This window comes from Burkholderia sp. BCC1638, assembly GCF_902833195.1.
Taxonomy (GTDB): domain Bacteria; phylum Pseudomonadota; class Gammaproteobacteria; order Burkholderiales; family Burkholderiaceae; genus Burkholderia; species Burkholderia diffusa.
The window spans coordinates 49047-63906 of record NZ_CADFEC010000036.1; the positions used below are offsets into that span (position 1 = coordinate 49047).

The 14860-nt window shown below is 64.8% G+C and carries 11 protein-coding genes and 1 pseudogene; 7 read left to right on the plus strand and 5 right to left on the minus strand.

Annotation, left to right across the window (positions count from 1 at the left end):
* Positions 1–16: 16 nt before the first annotated feature.
* On the minus strand, positions 17–511 hold the full coding sequence (locus HWX22_RS28020) for an LEA type 2 family protein (RefSeq protein WP_175916830.1): 495 nt from the start codon (positions 509–511) through the stop codon (positions 17–19).
* Between the two features lie 644 nt (positions 512–1155).
* Between HWX22_RS28020 and HWX22_RS28025 the strand changes: the two genes are divergently transcribed.
* Entirely contained in the window at positions 1156–3324 is a 2169-nt protein-coding gene (locus HWX22_RS28025) for a M1 family metallopeptidase (protein ID WP_175908388.1), read from the plus strand.
* A 108-nt stretch (positions 3325–3432) separates the two neighbouring features.
* On the opposite strand, the gene HWX22_RS28030 is transcribed toward HWX22_RS28025, so the two are convergent.
* The gene (locus HWX22_RS28030; RefSeq protein ID WP_175916833.1) at positions 3433–4461 is read right to left on the minus strand and encodes a transporter; all 1029 of its coding nucleotides are present in this window, start codon (positions 4459–4461) and stop codon (positions 3433–3435) included.
* 214 nt (positions 4462–4675) lie between these two features.
* Positions 4676–5656 (minus strand): phage tail protein, encoded by a 981-nt coding sequence (locus HWX22_RS28035; protein WP_175916831.1) that lies wholly within the window; start codon positions 5654–5656, stop codon positions 4676–4678.
* A 121-nt stretch (positions 5657–5777) separates the two neighbouring features.
* Between HWX22_RS28035 and HWX22_RS28040 the strand changes: the two genes are divergently transcribed.
* The 5 genes from HWX22_RS28040 to HWX22_RS28060 all read left to right on the plus strand — a co-directional run bounded on the left by HWX22_RS28040 (position 5778) and on the right by HWX22_RS28060 (position 13431).
* On the plus strand, positions 5778–6623 hold the full coding sequence (locus tag HWX22_RS28040) for a M15 family metallopeptidase (RefSeq protein ID WP_059532780.1): 846 nt from the start codon (positions 5778–5780) through the stop codon (positions 6621–6623).
* A 301-nt stretch (positions 6624–6924) separates the two neighbouring features.
* Positions 6925–10878, plus strand: a complete 3954-nt coding sequence (tssM, locus tag HWX22_RS28045; RefSeq protein ID WP_175916832.1) for a type VI secretion system membrane subunit TssM — start codon at positions 6925–6927, stop codon at positions 10876–10878.
* A complete protein-coding gene (gene tagF, locus HWX22_RS28050; RefSeq protein WP_059607872.1) occupies positions 10875–11864 on the plus strand; it encodes a type VI secretion system-associated protein TagF in 990 nt (329 codons plus the stop codon). The genes tssM and tagF overlap by 4 nt, the downstream gene beginning before the upstream one ends.
* 4 nt (positions 11865–11868) lie before the next feature.
* Positions 11869–12819, plus strand: coding sequence for an OmpA family protein (locus HWX22_RS28055; protein WP_059820585.1), 951 nt, complete (start codon positions 11869–11871; stop codon positions 12817–12819).
* Between the two features lie 36 nt (positions 12820–12855).
* Positions 12856–13431, plus strand: a complete 576-nt coding sequence (locus tag HWX22_RS28060) for a DUF3592 domain-containing protein (RefSeq protein ID WP_175908393.1) — start codon at positions 12856–12858, stop codon at positions 13429–13431.
* A 45-nt stretch (positions 13432–13476) separates the two neighbouring features.
* On the opposite strand, the gene HWX22_RS28065 is transcribed toward HWX22_RS28060, so the two are convergent.
* Positions 13477–13704, minus strand: coding sequence for a hypothetical protein (locus HWX22_RS28065; RefSeq protein WP_175908394.1), 228 nt, complete (start codon positions 13702–13704; stop codon positions 13477–13479).
* A 168-nt stretch (positions 13705–13872) separates the two neighbouring features.
* Positions 13873–14637, minus strand: coding sequence for a hypothetical protein (locus tag HWX22_RS28070; RefSeq protein WP_244135305.1), 765 nt, complete (start codon positions 14635–14637; stop codon positions 13873–13875).
* Positions 14638–14743: 106 nt separating this feature from the next.
* Here HWX22_RS28070 and HWX22_RS28075 point away from each other — a divergent pair.
* Positions 14744–14860, plus strand: a pseudogene (locus tag HWX22_RS28075) (IS5/IS1182 family transposase); the annotation flags it as partial.

Genomic DNA, 14860 nt, shown 5'->3' on the forward strand with positions numbered 1-14860 from the left:
GCATCGCGCCGGCAGCCTACCCGCCCCACCCCGGCATCGCCGGCATGCGCAACGTGCCCGCATCGCTGAAACGCACGGCGCCGAGCACGCCGCCGGCGAGCCGGCCGCGCAGCGCGTACGGCAACTCACCGTTGGCCGCCGCGCCGGGCAGGTTCCACGCCTGGCGCGCGGCGGCGAACGCCGACACCGAAACGGGCACGTCGATCACGGCCTCGCCGAAGCGCGGCACGACGCCCGAGCGATCGCTGACGCCGCTCGCGAACGGCGTGCCGTTCACTTCGAGCGCGACCGAAATGCCGTCGTATTCGATCGGCGTGTCATTCGGGTTCTGCACGCGCAATTTCAGGCTGAAGCGCATCTCGAGGCCCTGTCCGACCAGCGGATCGAGCCCGGCGACGGTCACGCTCACCGGCTCGCGCGTCAGGCCCGCGCAACCGCCGAGCACGAAGACGGCGGCGAACAGCAGCAGCATGGCGCGCAGCGGCGCGATACGGAACAGGGCTCGTGGCATGGGCTGGCCTCCTTGCGGCAATCGATTGACGGATCGTCGCTGCATTGTACCGAGCGCGCCACGCTCCACCCGGATTCGTAGTTTCCGCGCACCGCCGAGATCGTTAATAGATTAAAACTACGGAAACAAGCAGTCGAACGGAGAGCGAATTAATGCCTCCCAGCATTCAATGGCGCGCAAAAAATTCAATCGAAGCACTTTCTAATTTTTTCGTTTCCTTTACCCAAAACCATCAAGTATATTTACGCATCCTTCGAGCAGGCCGACAAACCTTCAAGCCGCATGACGGCGATTTTACGGAACGGCGACACGCCGTCCTTCCGTCCTGCGGCCTGGTACGGCCAGCCCCGTGGGCTGTCGGTTCAAAGGGAATGCACGCCCCGCGCAGGGCGGGCGGCCCCGTGTCGTGCGCGCGAAATCAATTCAGTACAACACGCGCCCGGCCATTTTGAACCGGCAAGTTAACCGACATCCGGAAACACAGAGGGGGCAGTAAACCATGATTACCTTCACGTAGTCGGCCGCCGTCTTTTCGAATAATCCGTCATTGGAATTTCTCGTCGCCGTTGATTAACGGCGAGGGATTTCTTTTGCCGGCGTTTTCGCAGCACTGAACGATTCTTTCAACAATCGAGGTTTCAGTCATGTCGATCAACATTCACAAGATGCGTTACCTGCCGCTGGTCGCCGCGCTCGCGCTCGCCGGGTGCGGCGGCGACGACAGCGGCGTCGGCTCGGCTTCCGCGCTCAGCTCCGCCGGCGCGCCGCACTCGAGCTCGTCGCCCGCGGCCAACACGCCGCCGAGCGCGTCCAACGTCGACAAGAGCGTGTCGCCTGTCGAGCTGCCGGACACCGTGGTACCCGTCAACTACCGGCTGTGGTTCCGCCCGAACGAAGCGCTGAACGCGTTCGACGGGCGCGCCGATGTCGAGATCAAGGTGCTGAAGCCGGTCAACAATATCGTGATCGCCGGTCACCGGATCAAGTTCACGAACGGCCGCATCACGCTGCAGCCGGGCAACATCCAGCTGATCGCGACGCCGCAGGACAAGGGCGACTTCTACCAGCTGCGCCCCGTCGCGGGCACGATCTCGCCGGGCAACTATTCGCTGCACATGGAGTGGTCGGGCATCATCAACTTCAAGTCGTACGACGATCCGGCCACGCAGACGGGCGGCAGCTGCGGCGACGATCCGTATCCGGGCTGCTCAGCCGCGGAAGGCGTGTTCCGTGTCGACCTGAAGAGCACCGACGGCACGACGAGCGGCGCGATCCTCACGCAGGGCGAAACCAACCTGTCGCGCCAGTGGTTCCCGGGCTGGGACGAGCCGGCATTCCGGCCGACTTATGAAGTGACGGCCGAAGTGCCGCAGAACTGGCGCGTCGTGTCGAACGCGGCCGAGAAGCCGTCGACCAACGTCGGCGGCGGCTACAAGCTCGTGCAGTTCGAGAAGACGCCGCCGATGCCGTCGTACCTGCTGTTCTTCGGCGGCGGCATGTTCGACACCTACGAGGACGATTTCTCGAGCCCGCTGCCGGGCGGCAAGGGCGGCCTGCACCTGCGCGTGTTCACGCCGCCGGGCATGAGCGACTGGGCGAAGCCGGCGATGGACCGCACCAAGCAGGCGCTCGACTTCTACTACCGCTACACGGGCATCCCGCTGCCGCTGACGAAGTTCGACACGGTCGCCGCGAACGACGCGTTCAAGGAGCAGAAGGACCTGAACTTCGGCGGGATGGAGAACTGGGGGTCGATCCTCGAGTTCGCCGACGACATCCTGCCGCAACCGGGCCAGCCGATGTCGCACTACGGTAACGAGGTGCTGACGCACGAAGTCGCGCACCAGTGGTTCGGCGACCTCGTCACGACCGACTGGTGGGACAACGTCTGGCTCAATGAATCGTTCGCGACGTTCTTCGAGACGAAGACGACGATCCAGTTCTTCCCCGACGAGTTCAGCTGGCTCGACCAGGTGAAGAACAAGTATCGCGTGATCAATCGCGACATCGGCCCGAACGCGTTCCCGGTCGCGCCGAACTTCAACGGCTGGGCGTCGAACGACTTCGTGCTGAGCGCGAGCGCGTTCACGTACGACAAGGGCGGCCACGTGCTGAAGACGCTCGAGAACTATCTCGGCGAACAGACGCTGCGCAAGGGTCTGCAACAGTACCTGGTCGACTACTCGTTCGGCAACGGCACGCCGAAGCGCCTGTGGGATGCACTCTCGAAAGAGAGCGGCCAGTCGGTCGGCCCGATCGGCGACAGCTACGTGCGCCAGACGGGCGTGCCGCTGATCTCGCTCGATACGCAGTGCGACATGACGAAGAACCAGACGATCGTCACGCTGAAACAGCAGCCGTTCCCGAACAAGAACGCGTATCCGGGCCTGCAGTGGACGGTACCGATCACGCTCGCGTACGGCCAGGGTCTCGCGAAACACACGACGCTCGCGCTGAAGGATACGCAGACGCAAACGCGGATCGACGGCTGCACGGGCGTGGTCGCGGATCCGAGCGGTCTCGACTACTACGTCGTGAACTACAGCGACGCCGCATGGAGCGGCCTGCTCACGCAGGTCAACACCTCGACCGATCCGGTGCTGCTCGCGAACCTGAAGAGCGAGGCCGCGCTGCTCGTCGCGAACAACCTCGCGCCGGCTTCGCGTTCGACGTCGATCGGCTCGGTCGCTTCGCCGGCCGCGATGAAGCTGCGCCAGACGCCGAGCTTCGACGGCATCGCGCCGACGGTGAAGGAACGTCCGTCGCTGCGCTACCAGGGCATGTTCAAGCCGCGCAAGACGCTGGTTCAGTAACGTTGTCCGGCCGACCGGTGCCGCGCCGTTCGCGGCGCCGGCCGGCGTTCGATCTTTCACGTCCTTTGGCAGGCCCCGGATGCGGGGCCTGTTTTTTCGTGACCGCCGCTAGCGATCGTCGCGCCGGCGAAACGCCCACCACGCGGCGAGCCCGGTAAAGCCCGCGACCAGCAGCACCATCAGCCAGAATCCGTGCTTGTTCTCCGAGAACGGCACGCCGCCGACGTTCATCCCGAAGAAGCCCGCGACGATGTTGATCGGCAGCGCGATCACCGTCACCAGCGTCAGCGTGAACAGCGTCCGGTTGTTCTGCTCGTCGAGCCGCGAACCGATCTCTTCCTGCAACAGCTTGATCCGCTCGTTGAGCCCCGACAGATCGGCGAGCACCAGCGAGAACTCCTCGGTCGACTCGCGCAGCTCCTGCACGTCTTCGGCATGCAGCCACGCGGGCGGCTTCGCGAGCAGCCGGAAGATCGACCCCGGCTCGGGCGCGAGCATGCGCTGCAGCCGCGTGAGCGTCCGGCGCATCGCGCCGAGTTCGACGCGATTCGACGTGAGCCGTTGCGACAGGAAGCGATCCTCGATGCGGTCGACGTCGATGCTCGTGCGCCGCATGATCTGGATCAGCAGGTCGGCCTGGTCGCGCAGCAGGTGCACGAGCAGTTCGGCCGGCGAGCGGAACCGCTCGCCGTCGCGCACGCAGGCGCGCAGCGTGTCGACCGAGCGCAGCGGCTTGAGCCGCGCGGTGACCATGATGCGCCGCTCGACGTGGACGAACAGCGTCGCGATTTCCGACGGCGTCAGCTCGAGGTTGAACATCACGTCGTTGACGATCGCGCGCAGCGCGCCGTCCTCCTGCTCGATGCGCGTCGAGCGCGATCCTTCGTGAAGGAATTCGAAGAAGCTGTCGGGCAATCCGAGGTGCGTGCGCATCCAGCGCTCGCTCGCGCCGTGCGCGAGATTGAAGTGCAGCCAGACGAAATCGTCCGAGGCGGCCGCATCGCGCTCGCGGCACGTGCGCAGCCATCCAGCGGCCGCGTCGGCGTCGAGCATCGCACCCGACCCGCCCGGGACGAAGCGGAATCCGCACACCATGCCGGACGTATCGGCGCCGTAAGTCTGTACGATCAGGTCCATCGTGTCGAAGGTGGTGCGGCGCGCACCGCGCCGCGCATCGCGCATTGCGGCGCCACGCCGGGAAATTGAAAGGAAACGTATGCCCGACGCATGCGACATTTTCGTGACGGCGTCACATACGGACGTCCGGTGTCGGGTGTCCGGCGGCCCCAAAAACAACGCGCCGCCCATTGGGCGGCGCATGTGCGGGTGAGCAGTCCGGCGTGACGCGTGGTTACTGCCGCGTCTCCGACTGCGCGGCGGTCGGGCAGGCCGGATCCTTGCCCCAGTGGCCGTCGCAGACGCGCCAGCGGCACAGCTGATCCTCGAAGAAGCCGCGCTCCGAGCACTCCTTCACGCGCGCCGCGAGCGAACCGCCCGTCGTGGCGGCCGTCTTGGTCGGCACGGCCTGCCCCTTCTGCGCGGCGACCTTCTTGTCGGCCGGCTTCGTGCGTGCGACGAGCGCGGCGAGCAGATCCGCATCCGGGTCGTCCTTCCCGGCTGCCTTCGCGCTCGCGGTACGGGTCGTCGCGTCATGACGCTTCTTCGCCTGCGCGAGCTCCGCCTGCTGTTCCTTGTGGTGCTTGCGGGCCTCCGCCTTCGCGTCGGCCTTCGCATCGGCCTTGCCGCGTGCGGCGACCTTGCCGCTCTGCGCGGCGTCGGCCTTCGCCGATTTCGTCGTCGCAGCCGCGGCGGCGGCCGTCGCGGCGACGGCGCCTGCCGTGGCCGCGCCCGAGGCGTCGTCGGCGCCGTTCGCGAGCGCGCGCGACAAGCGGCTGTTGTCCGCGCCCGATGCGCCCGATGCGGACGCAACGGTCTGGGACGCCGCATCGTCATTGACGATCGTGGCCGGTTGCGCGGCGGGAGCGGCCGACGCGGCATTCTGCGCGACCTGCGCGACCTGCGCGGCGCCGCCGGTGGCTGCCTCGGCCTTCGCCGCTGCCTGCGCGGGCGCGGGCGCGGCGGCCACGACGGCCTGCTCGCCGGATTGCTGCTGCCAGCGCCATGCCCCCCAGCCGCCGACGGCGACCACGAGCGCGACGACGGCCGCGATCGGCCCTTTCAGCGAACGGCGCGGCGCTTCGGCCGGCGGCGTGACACGTCCTTCCAGATTCGCGAGAATGCGCGACTGCTGCGGTCCGCCCTCGCCTGCCGGTTTGGTATCGGACAGCAGGCTCGGCGGGGTTTTCGAATTTGAATTTTCCGGCGCACTCATTCAGCGTCTCATTGAATCCTGGTTTAATTCACCGCGATAATATAGCCCGGCCTCTCAAAGCAGCCTGATTCTAAGAGCAAGCATTGCAAAACACAATCAATTCCAATTTCCGGGGATTTCGTTGATTGCCGTCGCACTCGTCGCCTATTTCGCCCTTGCCGTCGCGGTCGCGGCACTGTTGCTTTTACCGGGTATCCGCACGGCGGTTTTCGAATCCGTCGCCCAGTTTCACGGCCGCCTGACACGCCGTGCGAACGCTCGCGCCGCACGCACGCGAAGTCAAATTGTTAAATCGGCAACCGTTACGCGCGGCGCATTAAGCGACGTGCAAAATTTACTGATTCGGCGGCGCTTGATGATTATGGTGTCGGCAGGTATTCTTGCGACGCCGCCATTGGTGGCCATTGCGTTACGCGGTCGGCAATTGTTTCAGTACGACGACACGGCGCGCGTGCCCGACGAAAAGATCGCCGCGCTGCTGCAGGGCGAACAACTCGTGCCGCCCCCGCCGTTGCCGCCGGAAGTCTTTGCCACGAAGGAAGTCGAACAGGTGCGGCCGGCACTGAAGGATGCGAGCCGCGACTGGAACCTGCTGGATCCCGATTTCCGTACGCGTTTGTTGCTGGTCTACAAGATCATGCACGAACAATATGGTTACGAGATGGCGCTGCTGGAAGGTTATCGGAGCCCGGAACGACAGAATCGGCTCGCGCAGATGGGCACCAACGTGACCAATGCGGCGGCCTTCCAGAGTTATCACCAATTCGGGCTCGCGGCCGACAACGCGTTTCTGCGCGACGGCAAGCTGGTCATTTCCGAGAAAGATCCCTGGGCGATGCGCGGCTACCAGTTGTACGGACAGGTTGCCGAGCAGGTCGGCCTGACCTGGGGGGGCCGATGGAAAATGATGGATCTCGGGCACGTGGAATACCATAAACCCGGTTTTAAACTGGGACGCGGCAGCTAGTCAGGGCTGCCGGACAAGAAATAATGAGGGCGGCATGGGGCTTTTTAATCATCCGGCAGGAAACGATTTGAGCGGCGCAATCGATCGGGCATTCCGTTGCACGATTTTTTCCGATCGCCGCTTCCGTTTTAATTCTCACAGCGTCCTTTCATTATTGCGCGCGCCTTCTCCGATGCCGCGGGCGCATTGATGCCAGCCCCTTTCATCCCGTTTGACAGCATGGCGACACACCGCGGCGCCACGCTTGCCGCTCGGCGCGCCTGCGTCGCCTCACCGAATCGCACCGGAACCTGAACGTCCTATGCAACGCATCCTCAACGTGCTGACTCATCCGCGTACGCTCTCGATTGTCGGGATCATCGCGCTAGCGGCGATTCTCTTCATCGTCGCCGACATGCTGCAGCTGCCGCTCCTGTGGGCGGCGATCGCCTTCGCGGCGATCCTCGTGCTGTGGCTCGGCGTCGCGCTGGTGCGCCGCTGGCGCGTGAAGCGCGCGAACCAGCAGCTCGGCCAGGTGCTGGAAGAGCAGGCGGAAAGCGGCAAGATCGCCGCGCCGGCCGCGGCCGCGCTCGCACCCGACACGAAGACGGCCGACCTCGACGTGCTGCGCACGCGTCTTTCTGACGCGGTCAAGACGATCAAGACGTCGAAGATCGGCCAGGTGTCGGGCGGCTCCGCGCTGTACGAACTGCCGTGGTACATCGTCATCGGCAACCCGGCCGCCGGCAAGAGCAGCGCGGTGCTGAACTCCGGCCTGCAGTTTCCGTTCGCGGACAAGAACAGCGCCGTGATCCACGGCATCGGCGGCACGCGTAACTGCGACTGGTTCTTCACGACCGAAGGGATCCTGCTCGACACGGCCGGCCGCTACTCGGTGCACGAGGAAGACCGCAGCGAGTGGCTCGGCTTCCTTGGCCTGCTGAAGCGCTATCGCCCGAAGGCGCCGATCAACGGCATCATCGTTACCGCGAGCATCGCCGAACTGACCGGCAACCGCCCCGAATTCGCGATCAACCTCGCGAAAAACCTCCGCCAGCGCGTTCAGGAGCTGACGGAAAAGCTCGAGGTGTTCGCGCCGGTCTATGTGATGTTCACGAAGGCCGACCTGATCACCGGCTTCACCGAATTCTTCAGCAGCAGCGACAAGCACGAATACGACCGCGTGTGGGGCGCCACCCTGCCCTACGAGCCTGACGACAAGCGCGACGTCGTCGCGCAGTTCGACACGCACTTCGAGGAACTCTACGAAGGGCTGAAGGAAATCAGCGTCGCGCAGCTGTCACTGTCGCGCGGCAACCAGCTGTCGCCGGGCCAGTTGAGCTTCCCGCTCGAATTCTCGACGATCAAGCCGGCGCTGCGCGCGTTCCTCGCGACGCTGTTCGAGAACAACCCGTTCCAGTACAAGCCGATCTTCCGCGGCTTCTACTTCACCAGCGCGCTGCAGGAAGGCGAAACCAACAGCGCCGCCGCGCAGCGCATCGCGCACCGCTTCGGCCTCGACGCGAGCGCGCTGCCCAAGCCGCACAGCGCGTTTTCGAAGAACGGCTTCTTCCTGCGCGACCTGTTCTCGAAGGTGATCTTCGCGGACCGCCAGACCGTGCGCCAGTTCGCGAGCCCGACCAAGACCCGCCTGCGCTACGCGACCTTCTTCGGCTTCGTCGCGGCGCTCGCGCTCGCGCTCGGCGGCTGGACCTGGTCGACGATCGGCAACCAGCAGCTCGTCGCGAACGTGCAGGCCGATCTCGACAACGTCACGCGCCTGCAACAGGGCCGCAACGACCTGCAGTCGCGTCTGCAGGCGATGGACATCCTGGAAGACCGCATCGAACAGCTCGAGCAGTTCCGCCGCGACAAGCCGGTGTCGGTGTCGCTCGGCCTGTACCAGGGTGACCGTCTCGAACAGCACCTGCTGACCGAGTACTACAACGGCGTGCGCCAGATCCTGCTGGCGCCGGTCTCGCAGAACCTCGCGTCGTTCATGAAGGACGTGAACGCGCACCCCGAACAGCTCGTGCCGATGACGCGCCCGCCCGAATCGGGCGCCGTGCAGGGCGGCGCGATTCCCGTGTCGACGAACCCGCCGGGCGCCACGCCGCTCGCCGGCGCCGCGCAGGGCGCATCCGCCGCGACGGCCGCCGCGCCGCAACAGGCGGCGGCACCGCAGGGCGGGCTGTACAGCGACGCGTCGCCGACCAACGTGCAGGACGCGTACAACGCGCTGAAGACCTACCTGATGCTGTCCGACAAGCGTCACGTCGAACAGGCGCACCTGACCGACCAGCTCGCCCGCTTCTGGCGCGGCTGGCTCGAGACGAATCGCGGCAACATGCCGCGCGACGAGATGATCAAGAGCGCCGAGCGCATGATCTCGTTCTACCTCGCGCGCGTGAACGACGACGACTGGCCGATGATCGACGCGAACCTCGCGCTCGTCGACCAGACCCGCGAGAACCTGCGCCGCGTCGTGCGCGGCATGCCGGCCCGCCAGCGTGTTTATGAGGAAATCAAGGCGCGCGCGTCGACCCGCTTCGCGCCGATGACCATCGCACGCATCGTCGGCGACGGCAACCAGGGGCTGGTCGCCGGCAGCTACGCGATTCCGGGCACGTTCACGCGCGAGGCGTGGTTCGACTACGTGCAGCCGGCGATCCGCGACGCGGCGACCAAGGAACTGCAGGCGAAGGACTGGGTGCTGAACACGTCGACGCAGGACGACCTGACGCTGGAAGGCAGCCCCGAGCAGATCCAGAAGACGCTCGTCGGGATGTACAAGACCGAATACGCGCAGCACTGGCAGAAGTTCATGCAGGGCATCGCGGTGCAGGGCTTCAGCAGCTTCGGCCAGGCCGTCGACGGGATGAACCGCCTCGGCGATCCGCAGGATTCGCCGATCCGCAAGATCCTCGAGACCGCGTACGACCAGACGTCGTGGGACAACCCGTCGCTGGCGAACGTCGCGATCAAGAAGGCGCAGACCGGCGTCGTGAACTGGGTCAAGCAACTGTTCACGCGCTCGCAGGCCGGCCAGATGGCGGCCGCGAACATCGACATCAACGGCAACCCGGCCGAGGTGCCGATGGGTCCGATCGGCCAGGAGTTCATCGGGCTCGCGCGGATCGTCGCGACGCACGACGGCACGTCGATGCTCAAGGGCTACATGGACTCGCTGTCGAAGGTCCGCACGCGCTTCAACGTGATCAAGAACCAGGGCGACCCCGGCCCCGGCGCGCGTCAGCTGATGCAGCAGACGCTCGACGGCAACGGTTCGGAACTGGCCGATTCGCTGAAGTTCGTCGACGAGCAGATGCTGACCGGCCTGACCGACTCGCAACGCAAGTCGCTGCGTCCGCTGCTGGTGCGCCCGCTGATGCAGGCGTTCTCGGTGGTGATCCAGCCGGCGAGCGCCGAAGTCAACAAGGTGTGGAACGCGCAGGTCTACCAGCCGTTCCAGAGCTCGCTCGCGACGAAGTACCCGTTCGCGGCGAACGCGAAGGTCGAGGCCGGCGCCGGTGAGATCGCGCAGGTGTTCGGTCCGGACGGTGCGATCGCGAAGTTCGTCGGCACGACGCTGGGCCCGCTCGCGGTGCGCCGCGGCGACACGCTCGCCGCCCGCACGTGGGGCGACATGGGCATCGGCCTCACGCCCGACTTCACGAACGGCTTCGCGCGCTGGGTCGCCCCGCTCGCCGGCGGCGCCGCAGGCGGCACGGCCGCGGCGGCCGAACCGCAGACCGTGTTCCAGATCCTGCCGCAGCCGAGCACGGGCACGACGGAATACACGATCGCGATCGACGGCCAGCAACTGCGCTATCGCAACACGCCGCCGCAGTGGACCAACTTCGTGTGGCCGAACCCGCAGGGCTCGCCGGGCGCGACGCTGTCCGCGACGACCTTCGACGGCCGCACCGTGCAGCTCGTCAACGAACCGGGCCGCTACGGTCTCGAGAAGCTGATCAACTCGGCGCAGCGCAAGCGCCGTCCGGACGGCACCTTCGACCTCACGTGGGTCCAGGGCAGCGTGAACGTGTCGGTGACGATGCGCATCATCAGCACGTCGCAGCCGACAAGCGGCGGCGGCGACCAGCCGCAGCAGCAGAGCCTGCGCGGCCTGCAGCTGCCGTCGTCGGTCGCCGACGCGAGTGCGGGCGCCGCGCAGAACGCGACGCAGGCCGGCACGGGCGCGCCGGCCGCGACACCGGCGCCGGCGCCGGCCGTCGCGGCCGCCGCCGCAACGAATGCACAGGGGGCGCAATGACGCAAACCGTTCAGGCGCAGATCGCCTACTTCGGCAAGATTCCGTCGCGCGGCGACTTCGTGAAGAGCCCGCACAATCCGCAGCTGCTGCAGACGCTCGATCGCTGGATCGCGCAGGCGCTCGAACTGCTCGCGGAAGATCCGCGCTGGAAGATCGTCTACGAGGATGCGAAGCCGATGCATTTCGCGTTCCTCGGCTCGCGCAGCAAGCTCGCGATCGCGGGGCACATGGTCGCGAGCCACGACGTGTCGATGCGCCGCTTCCCGTTTCTCGGCGCGACCGCGCTCGAGGTCGACCGGCCGCTCGCGTTCCTCGCGCGCAGCCCGCTCGCATTCGCGCGGCTGTGGTCGCGCGTCGCCGCGCAGATGCCGCCGCTGCTCGCGAAGGAGGAGCCGCCCGGCGCGCTGCAGGCGCTCGGCGACACGCAGGTGCCGATCGACGTCGGCGGCCCCGGCACGTCGCATGACGGCACCTTCAATGACTTCATCGAACACCAGTCGCTGTACGGCCTGCAACAGATGCTGCTCGAAAGCGGCCATCCGGTCCGGCTGCGCGGCGCCATGCTCGCGCTCGGCTCGCTGCTGCGGCCCGTGATGCAGAGCGGCTCGTCGCACATCGAGCGCGGCCTGACGCTGCCGCTGCCGGTCGACCCGTTCTATCGCAGCCTCGTCGCCGCGTTCTGGCTCGAACTGATCGCACCGTTCGTCGCGCAGGCCGACTTCGAGCTTGCGATCTTCATCGGCACGATCGCCGAGCGCGAACGGCTGATCATCGGCTTCAACGGCGCGTCGTCGAAGACGCTGCTGAGCGTCGTCGACCCGCAGACCTACGCCGCCCACAACATCGACATCGACGATCCCGAATGGATCGATGCCCATGCGCAAAACGATCAGCAGATCAGCAAGCTCGTCAGCTACCTCGACCAACCGCAACTCTCGCTGCGCGTCGCCATCGACGCCTTCCGCGAAGCGTTCATCGGAGGCTGACGGGATGCAACGCACGATTCACGTCCGCCGCACGCACCTCTCGGCATTCGTTGCCGCCCTCGCCGCCGCCGGCCTCGTCGCCAGCGGCGCGGCCCACGCGCAGAACACCGGCGGCGCGACCGTCACGCCGGTCGGCAACGGCACGGTCGCGACCGCGGCCCTGCCCGCGAACGCCAACCCCGGCGCCGCGCCGGCCACGGCGTCCGGCACGGTGGTGCACGGCACGGCCGGCACGATCTCGCCGCCGCCCGCGAACGCGACGCCCGGCCAGGTGGTGGTCGGCGGCAAGGTGCCCGACGAGGCGACCAAGGCCGCCGTGCTGCAGAAACTGCGCGACACCTACGGCGCGACGAACGTGGTCGACCAGATCGAGGTCGGCGACGTCGCGACGCCGCCGAACTGGAGCGCGAACGTGCAGAAGCTGCTGGGCGCGCAGTTGAAGCAGATCAGCAAGGGCCAGCTGAAGATCAACGGCACGCAGATCGAGATGAAGGGCGAGGTGCACAACGAGGCGCAGCGCCAGCAGCTCGCGAGCGACATGGCGAACACGCTGAATCCGACGTACACGATCAAGAACGGGCTGCGCGTGTCGGCGTCCGAGCAGGGGCTGCTCGACCAGACGCTCGCGAACCGCACGATCGAGTTCGAGACGGGCAGCGCGACGCTGACACCGCAAGGCAGGCAGATTCTCGACCAGATGGCGGCCGCGCTGTCGAAGCTGCAGAACCGCACGGTCGACATCATCGGCCACACCGACAACTCGGGGAACCGGACGTCGAACATCGCGCTGAGCCAGGCGCGCGCGGATGCGGTGAAGGGTTATCTGATCACGAAGAGCATCCCGCCGCAGCAGATGACGACGACGGGCGTCGGGCCGGATCAGCCGATTGCGCCGAATGATACGGCCGAGGGGCGGGCGAGGAATCGGCGGATCGAGTTTAGGGTGGGGCAGTAGGCGGCGCATTCAGGGACAGAGAACCCAGCAAATCCGATGAAATTCGCTTTGCGCTGCTTGCGATCCGCCATTCTCCTGGTCGTCGGTGCGGTCTTCGTGCTGATGGGTGTGGCTAGTGCGATCAATTCGGCCATCCTCGTTCGCGCCGGTGCGTGGCCTCACGTCCCCGCCTTCGTCGAGCAATGCGAGTTGTCTCTGCGATATGGCAAGTCCGACGCGACATGGGAGGCGCGCGCCGTCTTCCGCTATGGTGCAGGGCAGACGCAGCACTACGAGACAACGTGGCAGCCTGCCGGCTCGCCCGTTTATTCGCGATCGGCCGCTTCGAACATCAGCCGCGAACAGTTCGCCGCGTTCACGAAGACGTATTGCAGCGACGCCGCGAACGATGGCCTGCGCGTTTCGCCGATGTTTCCGGGTATTGCCCGACGCAACGAAGCGGTTGTGGGCAGGGAATGGGTACGTGAAATCGGATTCGGTCTGTTTGCGCTGGTCGGCGGGTTGATGCTGTGTGCGATGAGCATTTCGATGCTGCCGTGGATCGAGGATCGCAACAAGTACGCGGTGAGGCGCAAGATGCGGCGGGCGCGGAATCGGGTCAGCGGTTCGTGATGCGGACGTGCAGGCTGGTTTCGGATCGCGCTTGACCTCCTCCACCTATGTAAGGGCGACTGATCGCCGATTCATCGAATAGTGAACATACAACACGATCGACACAAAGCACTGTACCGCCAGCGTCAACTTCCACACCCAGTGCGCCACCACACCAAGTTGCGAGAAAACGTAATAGATGCCGGCCACGAGCATACCGAGCGCCAGCTCGATCACGGCCAACCTTCCGTGCTGATCTATCGGCGAACCATCGTCAAGGTTGGATTTCATCATCAACATAACCAACAACCAATCATGGATCGAGGATGGTGTCGTTGCCGGATTCCCGCTCTAACTCGATCAGCAGGCAGATATGAAATATGCCAACCGCACCATGAAACCCGTGGCCATCAGAGATGGAAAACGGAAAACCAACCATCAACAGAATTAACGGATTAACCTCTATCCAGCCACCAATACACGCTTACCACGCTCTTTTTCGATCTGCCTCGGCAAGGACATCATCAAAATATAGTTACGCACAAGCAAATTAACAAACAGCAGCGCAAGCGGCATACCGAATACCGCCAGAAACAACAGTACACCATTAGTTCCAAAATTAGATGAAAGCAGGCGATTAATTACCAAATAGAACGGCGCAATCGCGAAGACGACATATTTAAAGATCTTCGGCATGATATTCGGCTCGCGATGATATCGGTCGAACTCCATTGCACCACGTTGAACATCGTAGACGAGTGCCCCGCCATGCTCCTTGATCACCCTGTCGAGGAAGGGGGTAGCGTTGACTGTGTGGCGCACGTTGCGCTGTACCACCAGAGCCCAAACGATGTTAAGCGCAATTCCACCAATCAATCCCGGCCATCGCACTCCGCCAGGCATCGGTGCAAACGCGAAATAGCAGAAATAGCAAAATACTCCAAAAAAATAGTAAGTCGAGAGAGTACCAATCGACATAACCATTCCATATGCATACAGATCGTTCGTGCCACGATATCGGACGTAGACGAAAAGCAGCGCGACGCAGCTCAGTACCGCGACCAAAACGCCAATCCTCCATGGCCATGCCGATACCGACAACTCGTCAGAATAGGCTGCATACGATAGCGCTGCTCCCAGCAACGACATCACCAAAACCAGCGGAACCGCTTTCTTCACCACTGCCAGAACGTGGTCCGACTCAGGTTGCGAAATATTCTTTATCATCATCGTTTCTGTTCTCTAGGGAAACACTGATTTATCCGGCTCTGTGGTCATCGCTGACGCAGCCGAGGACGTTGTAGAAGATAGTTCACGGAACGGGTCCACGACGATGAAACGGCAAATGAGCTTTGCGGAAGCGGAAAGCACGGGCAAGAAGCGCATGACTCGGCGCCAGCGTTTCCTGGAAGAGATGGAGAAGCTCGTGCCGTGGTCGCGATTGCTGACG

Coding starts and splice junctions, on each gene's coding strand:
- HWX22_RS28025 (WP_175908388.1), top strand. CDS start 1,156: ATGTCGATCAACATTCACAAGATGCGTTACCTGCCGCTGGTCGCCGCG.
- HWX22_RS28065 (WP_175908394.1), bottom strand. CDS start 13,704: ATGATGAAATCCAACCTTGACGATGGTTCGCCGATAGATCAGCACGGA.
- tssM (WP_175916832.1), top strand. CDS start 6,925: ATGCAACGCATCCTCAACGTGCTGACTCATCCGCGTACGCTCTCGATT.
- HWX22_RS28020 (WP_175916830.1), bottom strand. CDS start 511: ATGCCACGAGCCCTGTTCCGTATCGCGCCGCTGCGCGCCATGCTGCTG.
- HWX22_RS28060 (WP_175908393.1), top strand. CDS start 12,856: ATGAAATTCGCTTTGCGCTGCTTGCGATCCGCCATTCTCCTGGTCGTC.
- HWX22_RS28070 (WP_244135305.1), bottom strand. CDS start 14,637: ATGATAAAGAATATTTCGCAACCTGAGTCGGACCACGTTCTGGCAGTG.
- HWX22_RS28055 (WP_059820585.1), top strand. CDS start 11,869: ATGCAACGCACGATTCACGTCCGCCGCACGCACCTCTCGGCATTCGTT.
- HWX22_RS28030 (WP_175916833.1), bottom strand. CDS start 4,461: ATGGACCTGATCGTACAGACTTACGGCGCCGATACGTCCGGCATGGTG.
- tagF (WP_059607872.1), top strand. CDS start 10,875: ATGACGCAAACCGTTCAGGCGCAGATCGCCTACTTCGGCAAGATTCCG.
- HWX22_RS28035 (WP_175916831.1), bottom strand. CDS start 5,656: ATGAGTGCGCCGGAAAATTCAAATTCGAAAACCCCGCCGAGCCTGCTG.